This window comes from Symbiopectobacterium purcellii, from assembly GCF_052050035.1.
Lineage (GTDB): Bacteria > Pseudomonadota > Gammaproteobacteria > Enterobacterales > Enterobacteriaceae > Symbiopectobacterium > Symbiopectobacterium purcellii_A.
The window spans coordinates 4,944,191-4,965,065 of sequence record NZ_CP189882.1; the positions used below are offsets into that span (position 1 = coordinate 4,944,191).

The 20,875-nt window shown below is 49.2% G+C and carries 23 protein-coding genes and 7 pseudogenes; 13 read left to right on the forward strand and 17 right to left on the reverse strand.

Annotation, left to right across the window (positions count from 1 at the left end; translation table 11 throughout):
* Positions 1-45: 45 nt before the first annotated feature.
* Complete coding sequence (locus ACQGXV_RS33430) at positions 46-198, reverse strand: hypothetical protein (protein ID WP_440864418.1); 153 nt, start codon at positions 196-198, stop codon at positions 46-48.
* Between ACQGXV_RS33430 and ACQGXV_RS33435 the strand changes: the two are divergent.
* Positions 185-865, forward strand: a pseudogene (locus tag ACQGXV_RS33435) (IS256 family transposase); the annotation flags it as partial. The gene ACQGXV_RS33430 and the pseudogene ACQGXV_RS33435 sit on opposite strands and share 14 nt — an antisense overlap.
* 168 nt (positions 866-1,033) lie before the next feature.
* On the opposite strand, the gene ACQGXV_RS33440 reads toward ACQGXV_RS33435, so the two are convergent.
* Positions 1,034-1,933, reverse strand: a complete 900-nt coding sequence (locus tag ACQGXV_RS33440) for a transposase family protein (protein WP_440864419.1) — start codon at positions 1,931-1,933, stop codon at positions 1,034-1,036.
* Positions 1,934-2,067: 134 nt separating this feature from the next.
* On the opposite strand from ACQGXV_RS33440, the gene ACQGXV_RS33445 reads away from it, so the two are divergent.
* A complete protein-coding gene (locus ACQGXV_RS33445) occupies positions 2,068-2,586 on the forward strand; it encodes an IS630 transposase-related protein (RefSeq protein WP_440864420.1) in 519 nt (172 codons plus the stop codon).
* On the opposite strand, the gene ACQGXV_RS33450 is transcribed toward ACQGXV_RS33445, so the two are convergent.
* The 3 genes from ACQGXV_RS33450 to ACQGXV_RS33460 form a co-directional block, all read right to left on the reverse strand.
* Entirely contained in the window at positions 2,504-2,680 is a 177-nt protein-coding gene (locus ACQGXV_RS33450; RefSeq protein ID WP_440864421.1) for a hypothetical protein, read from the reverse strand. The genes ACQGXV_RS33445 and ACQGXV_RS33450 overlap by 83 nt on opposite strands.
* A 340-nt stretch (positions 2,681-3,020) precedes the next feature.
* The gene (locus ACQGXV_RS33455; RefSeq protein WP_440864422.1) at positions 3,021-3,680 is read right to left on the reverse strand and encodes an epoxyqueuosine reductase QueH; all 660 of its coding nucleotides are present in this window, start codon (positions 3,678-3,680) and stop codon (positions 3,021-3,023) included.
* Positions 3,681-4,054: 374 nt separating this feature from the next.
* Entirely contained in the window at positions 4,055-5,029 is a 975-nt protein-coding gene (locus tag ACQGXV_RS33460; RefSeq protein WP_440864423.1) for an IS30 family transposase, read from the reverse strand.
* Positions 5,030-5,134: 105 nt separating this feature from the next.
* Here ACQGXV_RS33460 and ACQGXV_RS33465 point away from each other — a divergent pair.
* Positions 5,135-5,302 (forward strand): annotated as a pseudogene (locus ACQGXV_RS33465) (transposase); the annotation flags it as partial.
* Between the two features lie 90 nt (positions 5,303-5,392).
* On the opposite strand, the gene ACQGXV_RS33470 reads toward ACQGXV_RS33465, so the two are convergent.
* Positions 5,393-6,043, reverse strand: coding sequence for a dihydrodipicolinate synthase family protein (locus ACQGXV_RS33470; RefSeq protein WP_440867777.1), 651 nt, complete (start codon positions 6,041-6,043; stop codon positions 5,393-5,395).
* Positions 6,044-6,127: 84 nt separating this feature from the next.
* Positions 6,128-6,883 (reverse strand): annotated as a pseudogene (locus ACQGXV_RS33475) (IS5 family transposase); the annotation flags it as partial.
* Positions 6,884-6,919: 36 nt separating this feature from the next.
* Here ACQGXV_RS33475 and ACQGXV_RS33480 point away from each other — a divergent pair.
* The 7 genes and pseudogenes from ACQGXV_RS33480 to ACQGXV_RS33510 form a co-directional block, all read left to right on the forward strand.
* Positions 6,920-7,285 carry an IS630 transposase-related protein gene (locus ACQGXV_RS33480; RefSeq protein ID WP_440862584.1) on the forward strand — a complete coding sequence of 122 codons (366 nt, stop codon included), beginning with the start codon at positions 6,920-6,922 and terminating at the stop codon, positions 7,283-7,285.
* A 25-nt stretch (positions 7,286-7,310) separates the two neighbouring features.
* Entirely contained in the window at positions 7,311-7,802 is a 492-nt protein-coding gene (locus ACQGXV_RS33485; RefSeq protein WP_440867778.1) for a transposase, read from the forward strand.
* A 286-nt stretch (positions 7,803-8,088) separates the two neighbouring features.
* Positions 8,089-8,817 (forward strand): arginine ABC transporter ATP-binding protein ArtP, encoded by a 729-nt coding sequence (gene artP, locus ACQGXV_RS33490; protein ID WP_440867779.1) that lies wholly within the window; start codon positions 8,089-8,091, stop codon positions 8,815-8,817.
* Positions 8,818-8,837: 20 nt separating this feature from the next.
* Positions 8,838-9,569, forward strand: a complete 732-nt coding sequence (artJ, locus tag ACQGXV_RS33495) for an arginine ABC transporter substrate-binding protein (RefSeq protein WP_440867780.1) — start codon at positions 8,838-8,840, stop codon at positions 9,567-9,569.
* 9 nt (positions 9,570-9,578) lie between these two features.
* On the forward strand, positions 9,579-10,295 hold the full coding sequence (gene artQ / locus ACQGXV_RS33500; RefSeq protein WP_440864424.1) for an arginine ABC transporter permease ArtQ: 717 nt from the start codon (positions 9,579-9,581) through the stop codon (positions 10,293-10,295).
* Complete coding sequence (artM, locus tag ACQGXV_RS33505) at positions 10,295-10,963, forward strand: arginine ABC transporter permease ArtM (RefSeq protein WP_440864425.1); 669 nt, start codon at positions 10,295-10,297, stop codon at positions 10,961-10,963. The genes artQ and artM overlap by 1 nt, the downstream gene beginning before the upstream one ends.
* 174 nt (positions 10,964-11,137) lie before the next feature.
* A pseudogene (locus ACQGXV_RS33510) lies at positions 11,138-11,566 on the forward strand (transporter substrate-binding domain-containing protein); the annotation flags it as partial.
* A gap of 23 nt (positions 11,567-11,589) precedes the next feature.
* Here ACQGXV_RS33510 and ACQGXV_RS33515 read toward each other — a convergent pair.
* Together ACQGXV_RS33515 and ACQGXV_RS33520 are read right to left on the reverse strand one after the other, a co-directional pair.
* Positions 11,590-12,123 carry an IS630 family transposase gene (locus tag ACQGXV_RS33515; protein WP_440862665.1) on the reverse strand — a complete coding sequence of 178 codons (534 nt, stop codon included), beginning with the start codon at positions 12,121-12,123 and terminating at the stop codon, positions 11,590-11,592.
* Positions 12,047-12,412 (reverse strand): IS630 transposase-related protein, encoded by a 366-nt coding sequence (locus ACQGXV_RS33520; RefSeq protein WP_440863104.1) that lies wholly within the window; start codon positions 12,410-12,412, stop codon positions 12,047-12,049. Before ACQGXV_RS33520 ends, ACQGXV_RS33515 begins: the two co-directional genes overlap by 77 nt.
* A gap of 104 nt (positions 12,413-12,516) precedes the next feature.
* Between ACQGXV_RS33520 and ACQGXV_RS33525 the strand changes: the two are divergent.
* A pseudogene (locus ACQGXV_RS33525) lies at positions 12,517-13,281 on the forward strand (IS5 family transposase).
* Between the two features lie 57 nt (positions 13,282-13,338).
* Here the strand turns inward: ACQGXV_RS33525 and rumB are convergent.
* The 8 genes and pseudogenes from rumB to rimK form a co-directional block, all read right to left on the reverse strand.
* Positions 13,339-13,602, reverse strand: a pseudogene (rumB, locus tag ACQGXV_RS33530) (23S rRNA (uracil(747)-C(5))-methyltransferase RlmC); the annotation flags it as partial.
* 97 nt (positions 13,603-13,699) lie between these two features.
* Entirely contained in the window at positions 13,700-14,176 is a 477-nt protein-coding gene (locus ACQGXV_RS33535) for a YbjO family protein (RefSeq protein WP_440864426.1), read from the reverse strand.
* 79 nt (positions 14,177-14,255) lie between these two features.
* Positions 14,256-15,101, reverse strand: coding sequence for a putrescine ABC transporter permease PotI (potI, locus tag ACQGXV_RS33540; protein WP_196906831.1), 846 nt, complete (start codon positions 15,099-15,101; stop codon positions 14,256-14,258).
* Positions 15,098-16,078 carry a putrescine ABC transporter permease PotH gene (potH, locus tag ACQGXV_RS33545; RefSeq protein ID WP_440864427.1) on the reverse strand — a complete coding sequence of 327 codons (981 nt, stop codon included), beginning with the start codon at positions 16,076-16,078 and terminating at the stop codon, positions 15,098-15,100. The genes potI and potH overlap by 4 nt, the downstream gene beginning before the upstream one ends.
* 12 nt (positions 16,079-16,090) lie before the next feature.
* Positions 16,091-17,224, reverse strand: a complete 1,134-nt coding sequence (potG, locus tag ACQGXV_RS33550; protein WP_440864428.1) for a putrescine ABC transporter ATP-binding subunit PotG — start codon at positions 17,222-17,224, stop codon at positions 16,091-16,093.
* 162 nt (positions 17,225-17,386) lie between these two features.
* The gene (gene potF / locus ACQGXV_RS33555) at positions 17,387-18,496 is read right to left on the reverse strand and encodes a spermidine/putrescine ABC transporter substrate-binding protein PotF (protein WP_440864429.1); all 1,110 of its coding nucleotides are present in this window, start codon (positions 18,494-18,496) and stop codon (positions 17,387-17,389) included.
* A 385-nt stretch (positions 18,497-18,881) separates the two neighbouring features.
* Positions 18,882-19,361 (reverse strand): YbjN domain-containing protein, encoded by a 480-nt coding sequence (locus tag ACQGXV_RS33560; protein ID WP_440867781.1) that lies wholly within the window; start codon positions 19,359-19,361, stop codon positions 18,882-18,884.
* Positions 19,362-19,450: 89 nt separating this feature from the next.
* A pseudogene (rimK, locus tag ACQGXV_RS33565) lies at positions 19,451-20,000 on the reverse strand (30S ribosomal protein S6--L-glutamate ligase); the annotation flags it as partial.
* Between the two features lie 36 nt (positions 20,001-20,036).
* On the opposite strand from rimK, the gene ACQGXV_RS33570 reads away from it, so the two are divergent.
* Positions 20,037-20,402: an IS630 transposase-related protein gene (locus ACQGXV_RS33570; protein ID WP_440863997.1), complete on the forward strand. Its 366-nt coding sequence runs from the start codon at positions 20,037-20,039 to the stop codon at positions 20,400-20,402.
* Positions 20,326-20,859, forward strand: a complete 534-nt coding sequence (locus ACQGXV_RS33575; protein WP_440867276.1) for an IS630 family transposase — start codon at positions 20,326-20,328, stop codon at positions 20,857-20,859. The genes ACQGXV_RS33570 and ACQGXV_RS33575 overlap by 77 nt, the downstream gene beginning before the upstream one ends.
* Positions 20,860-20,875: the final 16 nt, after the last annotated feature.

Below are 20,875 nucleotides of genomic sequence, written 5' to 3' on the forward strand. Positions count from 1 at the left end.
TTGCTTAATAGTGAAATAAGGGTGTTTCGGTGATTGAAGTAAATTTTACGCTGTTCTGAGATGGAAATTCCAAAGACCGGCGCTAAGGAGTAAGAAGGTATCATCAATAAAGGGTCTAGATTCCGAGACTGTAAAATAATCTGTGTAAATGGCATTTTGAGGAAAACCTTCAACGGATAACAAAATGCCTATCAGCAACGAACTTATTGACCAACTGCTTCAAGATTGTCACTCCCCTCAGGATCTGCTGGGTGAATCAGGCCTACTCAAGGTGCTGACTAAAAGACTGGCGGAACGGGTTCTTGAAGCTGAGATGGAGATGCACCTTGGGTATGCTAAGCATGACCCGGCTGGTAATCATTCAGGCAACTCACGCAATGGCAAGACATCCAAGAGCGTACGTAGCCAAAATGGGGAGATCGAGCTCGATATTCCGCGCGACCGCAACAGTACCTTCGAGCCGACACTGATCGGTAAGAACGAAAAACAGCTTAACGGCTTCGATGACCGCATTATTTCTCTCTATTCCAGAGTGTTATCAACCCGTGATATTCAGGCACACTTTAAAGAAGTCTACGGGGTCGATGTTTCCGCTGGCTTCATTTCTCAAGTGACCAATGCCGTGATGGATGACGTTAAGCGCTGGCAGCAACGGCCGCTGGATGCGCTTTATCCCATTGTTTACCTTGACTGTATTGTTGTCAAAAGCCAGGACGGCGGAGCCGTGGCCAACAAGTCTGTTTATCTGGCCCTCGGCGTCAACGGCCAGGGCGAAAAAGAGCTGCTGGGGCTATGGATAGCCAAAACTGAGGGGGCCAAGTTCTGGTTATCTGTGATGACAGAACTGAAAAATCGTGGGCTAAAGGCCCCATTCCCACTCGAAACGCAACAAAGTGACCCACTGGCCAGAGTCGGATAAAATCACCGTTCTGGCCCTACTGGAGATCCCGTTGCATGCAGGGAAAACATCTGACTCACAAAAAGCGTGTTGCTTAATAGTGAAATAAGGGTGTTTCGGTGATTGAAGTAAATTTTACGCTGTTCTGAGATGGAAATTCCAAAGACCGGCGCTAAGGAGTAAGAAGGTATCATCAATAAAGGGTCTACGATTCCGTAAAATTTGGGTCATGCAACCGAGGCGCTTGATACCCGCGATGGCGTGTTCAACTGTAATACGGATGCCCGAGATTATTTTATTTTCTTGTTTTTGTTCAGGCGATAAAGGTCTTTTTCGAGTTCCTTTTTTTGGGATTTGTGTATTAGGATGCTGTTTATCTATACCTTGAAAACCGGTATCTGCCCAGATGGTTACCTCAGGAGGAATATGGCGAATTATATCGACTTTATCGAGTAAGCGTTTATCGTGACGGCGCCCATTTTTGCTCATGGGGATAAATCCAATTTGCCTTGTTTCGTCAGTCATAATAAGCCCTTTTCGAGTGGTCTGTCTTTTCTTTCCCGAATACATTTTTTTTCGCCGACGCAGATTCTTAGGCTTTTGGACAGGTCGCTCTGTCCCATCAATAAAGACGTCTTTAACTCCAGGAAAGGCGCGAAAAAATCCCTCAGCAGAGCGAATTTGACGAGCGGGCAAAACACATTCTCGCCCCAAGGTCATCTCTAAAACCGGCAATAATATTTTTACCCAGCGACATACCCGTGTTCTATCTAAACCAAAAAGAAGTCCTTGCAAATCATAGGTCGGATAACATTTTAAATACAATAAAATAAAAAGCAGTTTATCTAATGGGGTTGGGATAAATCCTTTCTGCCCTGCACCCATCTGCCGCTCGTGATCTTTTCGATTCCTTTTCCGATAAATCAAATAACAAGCTGAAAATTCAGCGGCTAAATTTTTCAATTCTTCGACTGATAATCCAATGATTGCTTTACATAAACGATTATCTCGTAACAACCGCTCTTTGTTGATCATTTCAAACCTTTATTCTCTAAGTTAAACCTCTTTTTATTCTCAATAGCCTGACAAAAAATGCAAGTCTCTATTCAGCAACTAGTTTAAAGAACGGTTCTATAGCTAAACGACTTAATTTTGATTACATTATTTAAATGAGCTATTCAATTGATTTTAGACGTAAAGTGATATCTACACGGAAAAACGAAGGGTTGAGTATCCGAGAAACAGCGAAGCAATTTCGGATTGGCCCTGCCTCTGTATCGCGTTGGATTAATCAAATAGAGTCAAAAGCATCGACCACGCGTCAGCGAAAGATCGATAAATCCGAGTTGATAAAAGATGTTGAACAATATCCAGATGCTTACCAAAAAGAACGTGCAGAGCGTTTTGGCGTTTGTCAGAAGGCCATTTGGCAAGCGCTTAAAAAGCTGGGATTGACCTATAAAAAAAACTCTACGTCATCCGAAAGCCGACGAAAACGCCCGGCAGGGATTTCAACAAAAAAAAACAACAGTATGAAAAAGAAGGTAAACCTATTGTTTTTATTTATGAAAGTGGTTTTTCACACGATGCCCCACGGACTCACGGCTATAGCCAAGCGACATTATTTTGATAACAGCCAGCTATGCTTCTTTGCCGCATATCAGGGCATAGGATGTAATCATTTTTAAGTCGGTTGGCTATACCATTCAGGAGTATGCCGACGATATCTGGGATATCAAACCGATACGGTTGTAACGGTGGGGGGAGATCTCCCCACGGCATTATCTGCGTAGGCTGTGGCGCTTTGACAGAAGGATTTGTAAAGGGTTACCGCTTTCGCACGGTAGGGCATTCCCGAAAGAAATGGCGTAAAGCGCAATTATTTGAAGGTATAACGCGTAAAAAATAACGCTGCCAGCAGCGGCCCCGCAGGGGCGAGTCTCATGGATGAGACGAGGGCGATTGAGCGCCCCGAGTTGGGCGCGTGCGATGTGTCGTGAAAATAATCGCGTGGATTAATGCGCACGAAACATTCACTGCAACAACAAAAAGACTTGGCCTAAAATTGTGGAGATTCCTGCTTTCTCGGGAATGACTGGTAGAGTAGGGATCACCCGTGTGATTACTCTCCTTTACCGTAATACAGTTTCCCGATTTTAATCAGCGGTCTGCCTTGCGATTTTCGGTGCAGATTGCTGTCGCGCAGGGAATACACGCAACCGCAGTATTCTTGCTGGTAAAACTGCTCCCGTTTGCTGATCTCGATCATGCGCGCCGAGCCGCCCCCTTTACGCCAGTTGTAATCCCAGTACACCATGCCCGGATAATGCGAAGCGGCCCGCTGGCCGCAGTCATTAATTTGCTGCATGTTTTTCCAGCGCGAGATGCCGAGCGAACTGCTGATCACCGTAAAGCCGTTTTCTGCCGCGTACAGTGCGGTACGCTCGAAGCGCATATCAAAGCACATGGTGCAGCGCACGCCGCGCTCTGGCTCCCACTCCATCCCTTTTGCCCGTTCAAACCAGTTATCCATGTCGTAATCGGCATCAATAAAGGGCACCCCATGCTTCTGGGCGAAGCGAATATTCTCTTCCTTGCGGATGAGATACTCCTTCTGCGGATGAATGTTAGGGTTGTAGAAGAAAATGGTGTAGTGAATCCCTGCTGCCTGAATGGCTTCCATCACCTCCCCGGAACACGGTGCGCAGCACGAATGCAGCAGGAGTTTGTCCGCCCCGTTGGGGAGCGTCAGTATCGGGCGTTTTAATGCTGTGTTGGTCATATATTCCGTTATGTGGCTGGCTACACTTGCCTGAAGTGTAGCATTGCAAACGCGCAGGGTGGCTAACGGCCTCACCCAGTGCGTTTTCTTGCAATATCGATGCGCGTTTTTTGCGCAAGGCGATTTTCATGATTTGTCTCATTTCCTGTGTAAATCCCCCCCTTTTTCTGATGAAATCGGTAGAATTTCCGGCCCTGATAATCCCCTGTGTTGAAGAGTTAACCGTGTCCACAAGCCTGATTGTTCCTGAACACCATCTGTTTTCTTACCCTCGCTACTGGGCCGAGTGCTAGGGCACAGCGCCATTTTTGCCCATGAGCCGCGCTGAGATGGATGCCCCATTCCCACTCGAAACGCAACAAAACGGTAGAGGCTTATGCCACCAGTAAGTGCGTTAAAAATACCTCATTGGGGGAACGATAGCCCAGCGATTTTCTGCCCCTTGTATTGAGTATGTGTTCGAGTTCGGCAATCTTACGATGACTGACCTGACTGAAGTCTGTTCCCTTTGGGTAAAAACGTCGTATCAGCCCGTTGGTGTGCTCATTCAAGCCCCTCTCCCAGGAATGATAAGGATGGGCAAAGTAGACCTGCGCCCCTGTGATTTGAGTAATTTGCTCGTGCAGAGCGAATTCAGGGCCGTTATCAGCTGTTAGGGTCTTAAACTTGCAAAAGGTATTAGCTTCAATGTCCCTGAAAGCAGCAACCACAGTCTCCGCACGCTTATTAGGCAGTTTGCGAATGATGACGGTTTTCAATGCTTTATCTACGATGGTTAACAAGAATGACTTCTGGTCTTTGCCAAAAATAGTGTCAATTTCGAAGTGGCCAGGCTCCTGTTTAAGCTCGGCTTGAGCTGGGCGATACTCAATACCAACACGGTTGGGAATAGGGCCTGATTTGAGGTTTTCGGCATTGTACCTGTAACGTTTTCCCCGATGAGGAAGTTGCTGATATAGCTCCCCGCCAGCCTGTCTCTCCTGCAGGATATAGCGATATAGCGTATTCTTGCTGACAGATATACCGAATTCCAGGTGCAAACGGCCACTGATGATTTCAGGTGAAGAGTGCGTGGAAAGCGCCTGCCTGATGAAGTTCTGAATGTGTGGCTCCAACGGGTAAAAAGCATTGTTTGGCAGAGGCTTATGACGGCGTTCCCGGGCCAGAGTGTCCGCCCTTCTACAGCAGTAGACACCATTGAAAGTAGGGTGGGTATTGCGTCTGAGTTCCCTGCTGATGGTCGAGCGAGGCAGAGCAAGCTCTCTGGCGATGGTAGCTTGGTTGACACCTTCACCACGCCGCTTTTCGATGTAGAACCGTTCTTTCTGAGTCAGATGTTTTCCCTGCATGCAACAGGCTCTCCAGTATGGCCAGAACGGGCTTTGTTGAATAAATCGAACTTTCAGGGGATCGCCGGATCAAAGCACTATCATCGCTCCCGATAGCAGCTCCCCATGGCAAAGCAAAAGTTTAAAATCACCAACTGGCCCACCTACAACAAAGCACTCAGACAACGCGGCTCCCTGACGGTCTGGCTTGATGAGTCGGCCATCGCTGCATGGACTGACAGTTCTTCGCCTGAAGGTCGTGGTCGGCCGCTTTACTACACCGATATGGCTGTTATAGCCAACCGACTTAAAAATGATTACATCCTATGCCCTGATATGCGGCAAAGAAGCATAGCTGGCTGTTATCAAAATAATGTCGCTTGGCTATATCAGACCGGTAAACGGCACTTCCAGGGTATAGATCTTCGACAACACGGCCAGACGGCGCAACAGCGCTTGCACCGCAACCATGTCCTTATCCAAAAAGGCCTGATAGATGCCACAGGTGATTTCCGGCGCAAAATTGGAGGTGGCAGGGATCACACCATCGCCACCGAGCAGCAGCGTATCCAGGGCGTATTCATCAAAGCCGCAGAACACCAGAAAATTAGGATGACGGCCTTTCACTTCCGTGATCACCTGGCGAATATGACTAATGCAATCCACGGTATCTTTGATGCCCACAATATTGGCGCAGTTATCTGCCAGACGACCAATCAATTCCACAGACAGGTTTTGTCCAGTTAATGCCGGGAAGTTATATAATAATTGCGGAATAGCCACCGCATCAGCAATAGACTTGTAGTGATTATAAAGGCGTTCATCGGACATCAGTGCATAATAGGGATTTACAATCATCACCGCATCCGCACCAATATCTGATGCATGTTGCGTTAATGCAATGGCTTCCGTCGTGGAACAGGATGCAGTCCCGATAATAACCGGTTTGCGCCCATTGACTTTTGCTACGCAAAATTCAGCAATGGCCTTGCGTTGCTCCTGCGAAAAATTGGCAAACTCTCCCGCACTCCCCAAAAATAAAAAACCGTTTACGGCAGATTCGGGCTTTGTTGAATAAATCAGAATTAGCCGACAGGATGACTCCCTCTGCTACACCTGTTATCCTATCCTGACGCTGTGTGGCATACCAAACAACGTCATACGGTTCAGCGCTTTGACCATCGCTATGGCTTCACCTACTTGAGCCTCATAGTCACGCAGGCTCAGATGGCCACCCAGCAAAGTTTTTATGCGGAACATCGCTGTTTCTGCCACTGAACGCCGGTGATAACCCACTTTCTTTTTCCACATATCATTACTCCCGCTCAGACGCTGATTCGCCACCGCATGGTTACGTTCATGGTACTTGTCCGGCCAGTATTTGGCTCCGCTTCGCGGCGGGATAAGGGGCCTGATTTTCTTTCTTAGCAACGCATCGTGGCAGTAACGGCCGTCATAAGCACCGTCTGCTGACACTTCCCTGATTTTTCGGTGGGTTTGGTTAATCAGGCACGGCAGTGCCTGCGCATCTGTCGTTCCGCTGAGCGATAAGTCGGCACAGATAATCTCATGCGTCGCACTGTCTGCTGCCAGATGAAGCTTGCGCCACACTCTTCGTCTGTCAGCCCCATGCTGCCTGACTTTCCACTCACCTTCGCCAAAGACCTTCAGACCGGTACTGTCGATGACCAGATGCGAGATTTCACCACGCGTTGGCGTTTTTATGCTGATACTGACGGTTTTTGCCCGCCGACTGACCAGAGAGTAGTCCGGGCAGCGCAGTGGCAGGCTCATCAGTGTAAAAACCGAGTCGACAAAGCCCTGTAATGCCCGGAGCGACAGGTTAAACACGCGCTTTATCATCAAAACCGTGGTATAGCTAAACGACTTAATTTTGATTACATTATTTAAATGAGCTATTCAATTGATTTTAGACGCAAAGTGATATCTACACGGAAAAACGAAGGGTTGAGTATCCGAGAAACAGCGAAGCAATTTCGGATTGGCCCTGCCTCTGTATCGCGTTGGATTAATCAAATAGAGTCAAAAGCATCGACCACGCGTCAGCGAAAGATCGATAAATCCGAGTTGATAAAAGATGTTGAACAATATCCAGATGCTTACCAAAAAGAACGTGCAGAGCGTTTTGGCGTTTGTCAGAAGGCCATTTGGCAAGCGCTTAAAAAGCTGGGATTGACCTATAAAAAAAACTCTACGTCATCCGAAAGCCGACGAAAACGCCCGGCAGGGATTTCAACAAAAAAAACAACAGTATGAAAAAGAAGGTAAACCTATTGTTTTTATTGATGAAAGTGGTTTTTCACACGATGCCCCACGGACTCACGGCTATTCCCCAAAAGGTCAACGGTGTTTTGGCCTGAAGAACTGGGGAGCTAGGGGAAGAACAAATGTTATCGGCGCTTTATTAGGCACAACGCTGTTTGCTATCGGATTATTTGATATCAATATTAACAGCGATGTTTTCTATGCCTGGGTCACACAAGTCCTTATCCCAGTACTCCCTAAAAACAGTGTAATCATGATGGACAATGCCACTTTTCACAAAAAACATATAGCCAACCGACTTAAAAATGATTACATCCTATGCCCTGATATGCGGCAAAGAAGCATAGCTGGCTGTTATCAAAATAATGTCGCTTGGCTATACATCAGGATAGCAATTGCACTGGCATTCATTCTATTACGCTCTTTTATGTATGCGCTTGTTCACAGGCGAAGCTTGCCGACACTCTCAAGGCGCCAACGTCATAACCAAAAATATAAAAAATATTGATTATCTCACAAACAACTTCAACAGTTCGTCACTACAACGCATTCATAACCTGTGGTTTTTGATGCTATCGGCGCTAAACCGCAGCATGATAGTCGCCGCTACGGGTAGATTTGCTGTCTGTTATCCTTCGGTCCCGACAATTACAGCCACCCCGCCGCTTAACCGATATTTTGTGCTATTATTTATCCATTAGTCCGCTAATCAGCAAATTTTAACCCACGGCGATTGCATAAGTATCCTGCCGACGTTAACATTAGCGGCATCAATGTCTATTCAATTCTTGCGCATGAGTATTCAACTAAACAGCATTAACTGTTTCTATGGCGCGCATCAGGCGCTATTCGATGTCACCCTTGATTGTCCAGCTGGCGAAACGCTGGTGTTATTGGGTCCAAGCGGTGCGGGGAAAAGCTCGCTGCTGCGCGTATTGAACCTGCTGGAAATGCCGCGTTCAGGCACGCTTGCCATCTCAGGCAACCAGTTTACGTTTGCGCAACCGCCGAGTGACGGTGCCATTCGCGAGCTGCGCCGCAATGTCGGCATGGTGTTTCAGCAATACAACCTCTGGCCACACCTGACTGTCACACAAAACCTGACCGAAGCACCTTGTCGGGTATTGGGGCTGAGCAAAGACGAGGCGTTGGCACGCGCAGACAAACTGTTAACACGTTTACGCCTACGCGATTTTGCCGATCGTTTCCCCCTGCATTTGTCCGGTGGGCAACAGCAGCGCGTGGCGATTGCCCGCGCACTGATGATGGAACCTCAGGTACTGCTGTTCGATGAACCGACGGCTGCACTCGATCCTGAAATCACAGCACAGGTGGTCGGTATTATTCAGGAACTGGCGCAAACCGGCATCACTCAGGTTATCGTCACGCACGAAGTGGATTTTGCACGTAAAACAGCCAGCCGTGTGGTGTACATGGAAAATGGCCGTATTGTCGAGCAGGGTGATGCGAGCCACTTTACCGCGCCGCAAACCGCTGAGTTCGCCAGTTATCTTTCTCATTGATGAACAAGATGGAAATGACAATGAAAAAATTACTCGTTGCAGCACTCCTCGCCAGCGCCAGCGTTGCCGCCAGCGCCGCAGAAACCATCCGTTTCGCGACTGAAGCCTCTTACCCTCCGTTCGAATTCGTGGGCGATGATAACAAGATCCAAGGGTTTGACGTCGATCTTGCTAACGCGCTGTGCAAAGAGATGAACGCTACCTGTACGTTCAGCAACCAGGCCTTTGACAGCTTGATCCCAGGGCTTAAATTCCGTCGTTATGAAGCCGTTATGGCCGGGATGGATATTACGCCGGAACGCCAGCAACAGGTGACCTTTAGCCAGCCTTACTACGACAACTCTGCGTTGTTTATCGCACAGAAAGGCAAAGTGGCCGATATCAATTCCCTGAAAGGTAAACGCGTCGGCGTGCAGAACGGTACTACTCACCAGAAATACCTGCTGGACCAACACAAAGATGTGACGACAGTGCCTTATGACAGCTATCAGAATGCCATTTTGGATCTGAAAAGCGGCCGTCTGGACGCGGTATTCGGTGACACCGCTGTGGTGAATGAGTGGCTGAAACAAAACGACCAGTTGGCTACCGTAGGCGCTAGCGTGACGGATAAAAACTACTTTGGTATCGGTTTGGGCATTGCTGTGCGTCAGGGTAACGATCCGCTGGTCAAACGCTTCAATGACGCACTGGACAAAGTCAAACAGGATGGCACTTATCAGTTCATCTACAACAAATGGTTTCAGCAGTAATCTCACTCAATGATTGAATTTCATCCTCTTGCAAGCGCCGCCGGCATGACCATCGGCCTTGCTGTTTGTGCACTGGTACTCGGCTTGATTCTGGCGATGCTGTTTGCCGTCTGGGAAATGGCGCGTTGGAAGCCCGTTGCCTGGAGTGGCACAGCGCTAGTGACGCTGCTACGCGGCCTGCCGGAAATTCTGGTGGTGCTGTTTATCTATTTTGGTTCATCACAGTTGCTGCTGATACTGGCGGATGGCTTTACGCTGAGTGTTGGTGGGGCAGAACTTCCCATCAAGTTAAACATTGAGACGTTTGAAGTCAGCCCATTTCTGTGCGGTGTGATTGCGTTGGCGCTGTTGTATGCTGCCTATGCGTCTCAAACGCTGCGCGGCGCACTGAAAGCGGTTCCTCAAGGGCAGCGCGAATCAGGGCAAGCTTTGGGTTTGAGTAAAGCGGCCATTTTCTTTCGCCTGAACATGCCGCAAATGTGGCGTCATGCCCTGCCCGGCCTCGGCAACCAATGGCTGGTATTACTGAAAGATACCGCATTGGTGTCATTGATTAGCGTGAACGATCTGATGCTGCAAACCAAGAGCATCGCCACACGCACCCAGGAGCCCTTTACCTGGTATGTGATTGCGGCAGCGATTTATCTGGTAATTACCTTGTTGAGTCAATACGTCCTCAAACGTATCGAACTGCATACTACGCGCTTTGAACGGAGGCCGTCCTGATGCTCGCCTACTTACCTGAATTGCTCAAAGGGTTGCACACCAGTCTGAGCCTTACGCTGGTGGCGCTGATTGCTGCACTGGTTATCTCTTTGGTGTTAACGGCAGTGCTTGCGTTAAAAACACCGGTGTTGTCCCTGCAGTCACGGGCGTACATCACCCTGTTTACCGGTACACCGCTGCTAGTGCAAATCTTCCTGATCTACTATGGTCCGGGCCAGTTTCCGGCAATCCAGCAGATCCCTTGGTTGTGGCACTTACTCTCCCAGCCCTGGCTGTGCGCCATGATTGCGCTGGCATTGAACAGCGCGGCCTACACTACACAACTGTTTTACGGTGCAGTGCGCGCCATCCCTTCCGGGCAGTGGCAATCCTGCGCGGCGCTGGGTATGTCGCCTGCACAAACGTTGCGTATTTTGCTGCCCTATGCCTTTAAACGCGCTCTGTCGTCCTATTCAAACGAAGTGGTGTTGGTGTTTAAAAGCACCTCACTGGCTTACACCATCACGCTGATGGAGGTGATGGGGTATAGTCAACTGATGTATGGCCGTACCTATGATGTGGCCGTGTTCGGCACCGCAGGGATTATTTATTTTTGTGTCAATGGGTTGCTGACATTGCTGATGCAACTTATCGAACGACGCGCACTGGCGTTTGAACACCGTAACTGATCCAGCTTGTACGACAAAAAGCAGGCTTCGGCCTGCTTTTTTTGTCTGTTTTATCATCACTCAAATGTATTTTTAATCATTTTATTTGCATGGAAATTCACTCAATGGCAATGTAATTGCCGTTGAGCGGGAAGCATGCCGCAGGAAAAATTAAAAAAATCATTGGATCACAACATGAAAAAATTCGTGGTCGCCACGTTACTTGCAGGTATGGCATTCGGCGCTAACGCCGCAGACACTATTCGTTTTGCCGCCTCAGCCACCTACCCACCGTTTGAATCTCTCGATGCCAACAACGAGATCGTCGGCTTCGATATGGATCTGGCGAAAGCCCTGTGCAAACAAATGCAAGCTAACTGCACCTTCACCAACCAGGCTTTCGACAGTCTGATCTCTGCGCTGAAATTCCGTCGTTACGATGCCGTGATCTCCAGAATGGACATCACGCCAGAACGCAGTAAGCAAGTGGCGTTTACCCAACCCTATTATGCCAATTCGGCCGTGGTTATCGCACAGAAAGGCAAGTTCAGTGATTTTGCCGCCATGAAGGGCAAGCGTATCGGGATGGAAAACTGCACCACCCACCAGAAGTACATGACTGATATAGCCAAGCGACTTAATTTTGATTACACCATATGGACTGAGAACAAACTCTCTGTATCGCAACCCATCTCTCTTTTTTTGCTTTTTGCTTGTGCCCATTTATGCTCAATTGGGTTAAGATCTGGCGAATATGTAGGCAAATACTCCACCATATACCCTGCATCGATGATGACTTGTTGAATATTATGTTTTTTGTGAAAAGTGGCATTGTCCATCATGATTACACTGTTTTTAGGGAGTACTGGGATAAGGACTTGTGTGACCCAGGCATAGAAAACATCGCTGTTAATATTGATATCAAATAATCCGATAGCAAACAGCGTTGTGCCTAATAAAGCGCCGATAACATTTGTTCTTCCCCTAGCTCCCCAGTTCTTCAGGCCAAAACACCGTTGACCTTTTGGGGAATAGCCGTGAGTCCGTGGGGCATCGTGTGAAAAACCACTTTCATCAATAAAAACAATAGGTTTACCTTCTTTTTCATACTGTTGTTTTTTTTGTTGAAATCCCTGCCGGGCGTTTTCGTCGGCTTTCGGATGACGTAGCGTTTTTTTTATAGGTCAATCCCAGCTTTTTAAGCGCTTGCCAAATGGCCTTCTGACAAACGCCAAAACGCTCTGCACGTTCTTTTTGGTAAGCATCTGGATATTGTTCAACATCTTTTATCAACTCGGATTTATCGATCTTTCGCTGACGCGTGGTCGATGCTTTTGACTCTATTTGATTAATCCAACGCGATACAGAGGCAGGGCCAATCCGAAATTGCTTCGCTGTTTCTCGGATACTCAACCCTTCGTTTTTCCGTGTAGATATCACTTTACGTCTAAAATCAATTGAATAGCTCATTTAAATAATGTAATCAAAATTAAGTCGTTTAGCTATAGCCAAGCGACATTATTTTGATAACAGCCAGCTATGCTTCTTTGCCGCATATCAGGGCATAGGATGTAATCATTTTTAAGTCGGTTGGCTATATAAAGCGCGTGTTTAACCTGTCGCTCCGGGCATTACAGGGCTTTGTCGACTCGGTTTTTACACTGATGAGCCTGCCACTGCGCTGCCCGGACTACTCTCTGGTCAGTCGGCGGGCAAAAACCGTCAGTATCAGCATAAAAACGCCAACGCGTGGTGAAATCTCGCATCTGGTCATCGACAGTACCGGTCTGAAGGTCTTTGGCGAAGGTGAATGGAAAGTCAGGCAGCATGGGGCTGACAGACGAAGAGTGTGGCGCAAGCTTCATCTGGCAGCAGACAGTGCGACGCATGAGATTATCTGTGCCGACTTATCGCTCAGCGGAACGACAGATGCGCAGGCACTGCCGGGCCTGATTAACCAAACCCACCGAAAAATCAGGTAAGTGTCAGCAGACGGTGCTTATGACGCCCGTTACTGCCACGATGCGTTGCTAAGAAAGAAAATCAGGCCCCTTATCCCGCCGCGAAGCGGAGCCAAATACTGGCCGGACAAGTACCATGAACGTAACCATGCGGTGGCGAATCAGCGTCTGAGCGGGAGTAATGATATGTGGAAAAAGAAAGTGGGTTATCACCGGCGTTCAGTGGCAGAAACAGCGATGTTCCGCATAAAAACTTTGCTGGGTGGCCATCTGAGCCTGCGTGACTATGAGGCTCAAGTAGGTGAAGCCATAGCGATGGTCAAAGCGCTGAACCGTATGACGTTGTTGGGTATGCCACACAGCGTCAGGATAGGATAACAGGTGTAGCAGAGGGAGTCATCCTGTCGGCTAATTCTGATTTATTCAACAAAGCCGTGGACAGTCACACAAATCGACCGCATTGCCGTCTTGACGCAGGATACCGAATACCGGGCGTTCAACGCTGCCGCTCACCACCATTTTGGCCTTGTTGCGAAAGGCCTGCTGCGGCGAGGGAACCACGGGCAGCCAAGCACCCACCGTCTGTTGGTCTAGCAGTTCAGCCAATTGTTGCTGCTTGTCAGAAAGCTGCTGCGTATAAGGTTTTTCCAGCCACTGGCAGGAGCGGCAACTGCCTTCGGTATATCGTGCACACTGCATAGGAGAAGAGGAGTCAATAAAGTCGGGGCGGCATTATAGCACCGTCAGGCACGATGTCTTATAGTGCCACAGCACTATGTCGTATCGTGCCACAGCGCTATACGGCGCGACGTTGAAAATAGCGGCGGCTGCGATGGGGCACAAAAAGCAAAAAAACCACCAATACGTCGGGCAGACGCTGTGTGGCGAACTGGTGCAGAACGTCCCAATTGGTCTCTCCACTAAAGTGGAAAATATCAGGCAAAAAATCGCTAAAAGAGGCCAGCAGCATGTAGCCAGAGATCGCCCCCTGAGCAATAAGGTAGCCCCAACGCCCCCAGTTTTTCCCTGCCATCACCGCCACACCGCAGCGCACCTCGAAACAGAGAATCACCAGTGCGGCCAATAGCACCAGCGTTGAGTCCCAAGACTCGGCACTACTACCAATCCAGCCACCAAAACTGCTTAATCCCAGATCCCACAGCAGCATCACCAGGCTCAGTACACAGGTGGCGATAATACCGATGCCCGCGACTGTCACAGCGACAGGGGCATAATTGCCTTGAGCAACCAGTGTCTTCTTGCTTGGCAGCATCGTTAATCGGTTTCCTTTACAGAGACAACAGCGCCACCGAAGGGGTGGCGCTGTGCAGTTTATATCCTTACCACTTAGCTCAACCGTGCCTGGCTCGCTGCATATCACGAATGCGCTGCTTCTCCGCGCGTGCCATAAACCACCAGGCAATCAAGCCAATCACACCTACCACCAATAATATCAGCGATGCCAGCGCGTTAATTTGTGGATTAACGCCCATTCGTACACTGGAGAACACCAGCATCGGCAGCGTGGTAGCCCCCGGTCCGGAAACGAAACTGGCGATCACCAGATCGTCCAGCGACAGCGTAAACGCCAGCAGCCAGCCTGAAACCAGCGCCGGCGCAATCATCGGCACGGTGATGATGAAAAACACTTTAAGCGGCGCCGCGCCCAAATCCATTGCGGCTTCCTCAATGGAGCGATCCAGTTCACGCAGTCGCGCGCTAATGACCACGGTGACGTAGGCAGTACAGAAAGTCACATGGGCCAGCCAGATGGTCAGCATGCCGCGCTCGGAGGGCCAGCCAATAGCATGCCCCAAGGCAACAAACAGCAGCAGCAACGACAAGCCGGTAATTACATCAGGCATTACCAGCGGTGCCGTCAGCATAAACGCAAAGCCGTTAGAGCCGCGAAAACTGCCAAAACGCACCATCACCACCGCCGCCAGCGTGCCTAGCACCACCGCCATGGTGGCGGAGGCGGCAGCAATAGTCAGACTTAATGCCACGGCGGTCATCATGGCGCTGTCATGGAACAGTGCGCTGTACCACTGGGTAGACCACCCCGCCCACACCGTCACCAATTTGGAACTGTTGAAAGAGTAAATCACCAGCATCAGCATCGGCGCATACAGAAAGGTAAATCCGATAACCAGAATCAGGGTACGCCACGGAGAACGAACCACAGGTAAATTATTCATGCCTGATCTCCCGCACTTTTGTTCTGATGCTTGTGGAACCACATGATGGGCACAATCAGCAGCAATAGCATAATGGTCGCTACCGCAGACGCTACCGGCCAGTCACGGTTGTTAAAGAACTCCTGCCATAGGATATGGCCAATCATAATGCTGTCTGGACCGCCTAACAGCTCAGGGATCACGTACTCCCCGACCGCCGGGATAAACACCAGCATGGAACCGGCGATAATACCACCCTTTGTCAGCGGCACAATTACGTGGAAAAAGGTTTTCAACGGACGCGCGCCCAAATCCAGTGAGGCTTCCACCAGCGAATAATCCAGTCGGGTCAACGCGGTATAAATGGGCAACACCATAAACGGCAGATAGGAGTAGACGATACCGATATACACCGCCAGATTGGTATGGAGGATGATCAACGGCTCATCAATGACACCCAACCACAGCAGGAAATTATTCAATATCCCATTGTTCTTCAGTATCCCCATCCAGGCATATACGCGGATAAGAAATGAGGTCCAAGAAGGTAGGATAACTAACAGCAGCAAAATGTTTCGCGTGGAGGGCTGGCTGTGCGCGACCGCCAATGCCAGCGGATAGCCAATGATCAGGCAGAGCACCGTCGACACCGCAGCGACTTTCAGCGACTGCAAATAGGCTTCGAAATAGAGCGGATCATCGAGCAGATGAAGATAGTTGCCCAGATTGAGGGTGATATCGAGCTTATCATCCGCCCAGGAGAGCAAATCGGTATAGGGTGGCACCGCGCGCGCCATTTCTGCCAGACTGATTTTGAAAACAATCAGGAACGGCAGCATAAATAGCAAAATTAGCCAGATATAGGGCAGCGCAATCACCAGTTTGCGCCCGTATTTCAGGTGCCACTGTGTCAACAGCCGGCGCAGAGGACTGCGCGGCACATCCGGTGGTTCCGCCGCTTTGCCATCCGAAAGGTTATGTTCAGGAAACATGGTCATTATCTCGCCCTATCACACCGTCAACACCACACAGCTGTCCGCTTCCCAACACAAGCGCACTTCATCACCCCAGGTGGGTGCGCCTTTGCGATAGCGGTAAGCATTTTGCAACTGGGCACTGATGATCTGCCCACTGTTGAGACGCACGTGGTAAATCGACAAATCGCCCAGATAAGCGATATGCACCACTTCACCGACAGCGAAGTTACAGCCGTCTTCGGGCACCTCTTCACACAGCATGATTTTTTCGGGGCGCAATGCAACATGCACCGGAACGCCATCCACCACAGACACATAGGTATTCACTTTCAGCGGATGTACCAGCCCAGGGCTCTGAATGATCAACGCATCGTCCTGGCGCTCTTTCAGCAACCCTTCAAACATATTGACCGAGCCGATAAATTCGGCGCTGAAACGCGTGGTTGGGTGTTCGTAAATCTCTTCCGGCTCACCAATTTGTACAAATTCTCCGCGATTCATGATGGCGATGCGCCCGGCCATGGTCATCGCTTCTTCCTGATCGTGGGTCACCATCACGCAGGTCACGCCGACACGCTCAAGAATATCAACCACTTCCAGTTGCATACGGTCGCGCAGCTTTTTGTCCAGTGCGCCCATCGGTTCATCCAACAGCAGCAGTTTCGGGCGTTTCGCCAAACTGCGCGCCAGTGCCACGCGCTGGCGCTGACCACCGGACAGCTGATGGGGTTTGCGTCCGGCAAACTCCTGCATATGCACCAGCGTCAGCATCTCTTCCACACGGTATTTAATTTCAGCACGCGACAGCTTGTCCTGCTTCAAACCAAAGGCGATATTCTTCTCAACCGTCATATGCGGAAACAGGGCATACGACTGAAACATCATATTGATAGGGCGCTGATAGGGCGGCACCAGCGACAGATCCTGTCCATCCAGCACAATCTGCCCCTGCGTGGGGTGTTCAAAACCGGCCAACATACGCAATAAGGTGGATTTACCGCAGCCGGAAGCCCCGAGCAGCGCGAAAACTTCACCTTTGTAGATTGTCAGACTCACATCATCCACCGCCGCCTGACCGTCAAAGGATTTGGTCAAATTGCGCACTTCCAACAGTGGCGTTACGGCCTTTTGCGTTTTAGGCTGGGGACGGGAAATTGCATCATTCACTTAGCATTGCTCTCCGGCAAAAGCAGAACAAACGAATAACCCACGGTGGAGAAGGATCTACGACAGCCACCCTCTCTCTCCGTGCGTTACACCACATACAGCGCAAACAGGCGGGGATTAGCCGCCTGCGGATTATCACATAATCTCTATGTACAAAAACAGTTACTTACCGCTTTTTACCTTGATCCAGGCACGTGTACGCGCGCGGTCAATCTGCGGTGATTGCACTTTGAGTGTGAACAGCTTGGCACGCACGTCATCCGGCGGGAAGATGCCCGGATCGTTACGCACCGCTTCATCAACCAGCGGAACGGAAGCTTTGTTACCGTTGGCATAGAAGACGTAATTGCTGATATTGGCAATCACTTCCGGTTTCATCAGGTAGTTAAGGAACTGGTAAGCTTCCTCTTTATTTTTGGCATTTGTTGGCATGGCGAGCACGTCAAAGAATGCCAGAGCGCCTTGCTTCGGAATGCTGTAGCCGATGTTCACACCGTTATTTGCTTCCTTGGCGCGGTTAGCCGCCTGTTTCACGTCTCCGGCCCAGCCGATAGCCACGCAAATGTCGCCGTTGGCCAGATCGTTAATGTACTGCGAAGAGTGAAAATAGCTGATGCTCGGGCGCAATTTCAGCAACAGGTCAGTCGCGCCTTTGCTGTAATCATCAGCCTTGGTGCTGTTCGGATCTTTACCCTGATAATTCAGCACCGTCGCGAAAATCTCTTCTGGTGCATCCAGGAAAGCAACGCCACAGCTTTTCAGTTTTTCCAGATTTTCCGGCTTCAACACCAGATCCCAATTATCGATTGGCGCATCTGCACCCAACGCCGCTTTGACTTTATCGATGTTAAAACCGATGCCCGTGGTAGCCCACAGGTAGGGAATCGCATATTTGTTATCAGGATCGTGCTGAGCAATCAGCTTCATCAGCTCAGGATCGAGGTTTTTGTAGTTGGGCAGCTTGCTTTTATCCAGCAGCTGGAAAACGCCGGCGGCAAGTTGGCGCTCAAGAAAGCTGGCAGAAGGCACGACCAGGTCAAAACCGGTGCTGCCTGCCATCAATTTGCTTTCCAACACTTCGTTGGAGTCAAACACGTCATAAACGACTTTGATGCCTGTTTCTTTCTGGAAATTGCTCAGGGTGTCCGGCGCAATGTAATCTGACCAGTTATACACATGCAGCGTTTTTTCTTCCGCAGATGCGGTGACGGACGCGGCCATCATTAAGCCGGCAACAACACCCGAGAGCCATGTTTTACGTTGGGTGAACATCCGTTCCTTCCTCCATACCAGGGGTGAATCATGGAATAAAATCCGTATCAGGACGATACCGGACACATACCTGAATTTATCGCGCCGACGGACGGGGATGTTGAATGGCTATGCACTAAAAAATAATCATAGTACACACAGACATAAATGCATTGTCATCGCCTGACGGTCACAGGAAGTTAGCATAACCGCCTCGTGTTCGCGGTGCTATATGTACAACGTAAAAAACGGCTTTTATCGATTAATTATGCAGGAGTTGGCGCGGTGAACGGGAAGTCTTTACTCTGGGCGGTGGAATATATCGAGAAAAAGCTTTTCGGCAGAACAAACCAAAGGTAAGGGAAAAATAAGAAAAAATGATTGCTGCCCACAGGCAGCAACAGAATCAATGCAGACTGTGTGACAGAGTGCGCGCAGGAGAGGTCTCTTCTTCTTCACCGATAAACAGCATATTGTTAGCACAGGCTTCCAGAATAACCATGGAGATCTGCTCTTCTGATTGCTGCATAAAGTGGCGGAACTGCTCAATGACCACGCCGGCCGCCACATCGAGGGTCTGACAAACGATAAGTTTTGGCAGATTATCGTCTTGCACATCAAGAAAGGCCTTCACCGTCAAGGAACTGGCATTGATTTGGCTCAGGTTGCCCGCCAGCGAAATCAAGGCGCTGGGCTTCACCTCGGCCAATGCAGAAAATAAAACAACGCCGTCGACCAGATCGACCTTGGCATCGAAAATGCCATCGAAATTCTGCATATGTGGCAAATGCAACGCCTGACAGGAGTCACATTCAAAATAGAGAATATTGAGTTGATCCAACCACCGCCGCAGCAGATTCAGATCCGGAACGATGAGTGAATCCATCATAATTTGCCTCATTTGCACCTGTAACGTAAAAACCTTACTAGCTTACGTAAAATTTGCGCGCGATACCAATAGAAAAGCGGGATTGCCTATCTTGCTGGCGATACTCCGTTGCATGCATGCTGCTCAATGAACGCCATCATCATGTCGGCGATATCCCAGTTGGGTGGTGCGTTCAATCCCTTCCAAACCGGGAGAGGCGTTTACCTCCATCACCAGCGGCCCACGCGTTGCGCGCAAAATATCCACGCCCGCCAGGCTCAACCCCAGCGTTTGCGTCGCTTTCACCGCAATGGCACGCTCAGGCTCGGTGATAATCACCGGGCGCGCGGTGCCGCCGCGGTGCAAATTGGAACGGAAATCCCCTTCTTTGGCCTGACGTTCGATGGCCGCAACCACTTTATCGCCAATCACCAGACAGCGGATATCCCTACCCTGCGCCTCGCGCACATACTCCTGAACCAGAATATGTGCATTCAGGCCGCGAAACGCATCAATCACGCTCTCAGCCGCCTAACGCGTTTCCGCCAACACCACACCAATCCCCTGAGTGCCCTCCACCAGTTTAACCACCAGCGGTGCACCGCCCACCATATCGATCAAATCGCTGGTATCGTCCGGTGAATGCGCAAAACCGGTATAGCTAAACGACTTAATTTTGATTACATTATTTAAATGAGCTATTCAATTGATTTTAGACGTAAAGTGATATCTACACGGAAAAACGAAGGGTTGAGTATCCGAGAAACAGCGAAGCAATTTCGGATTGGCCCTGCCTCTGTATCGCGTTGGATTAATCAAATAGAGTCAAAAGCATCGACCACGCGTCAGCGAAAGATCGATAAATCCGAGTTGATAAAAGATGTTGAACAATATCCAGATGCTTACCAAAAAGAACGTGCAGAGCGTTTTGGCGTTTGTCAGAAGGCCATTTGGCAAGCGCTTAAAAAGCTGGGATTGACCTATAAAAAAAACTCTACGTCATCCGAAAGCCGACGAAAACTCCCGGCAGGGATTTCAACAAAAAAAACAACAGTATGAAAAAGAAGGTAAACCTATTGTTTTTATTGATGAAAGTGGTTTTTCACACGATGCCCCACGGACTCACGGCTATTCCCCAAAAGGTCAACGGTGTTTTGGCCTGAAGAACTGGGGAGCTAGGGGAAGAACAAATGTTATCGGCGCTTTATTAGGCACAACGCTGTTTGCTATCGGATTATTTGATATCAATATTAACAGCGATGTTTTCTATGCCTGGGTCACACAAGTCCTTATCCCAGTACTCCCTAAAAACAGTGTAATCATGATGGACAATGCCACTTTTCACAAAAAACATAATATTCAACAAGTCATCATCGATGCAGGGTATATGGTGGAGTATTTGCCTACATATTCGCCAGATCTTAACCCAATTGAGCATAAATGGGCACAAGCAAAAAGCAAAAAAAGAGAGATGGGTTGCGATACAGAGAGTTTGTTCTCAGTCCATATGGTGTAATCAAAATTAAGTCGCT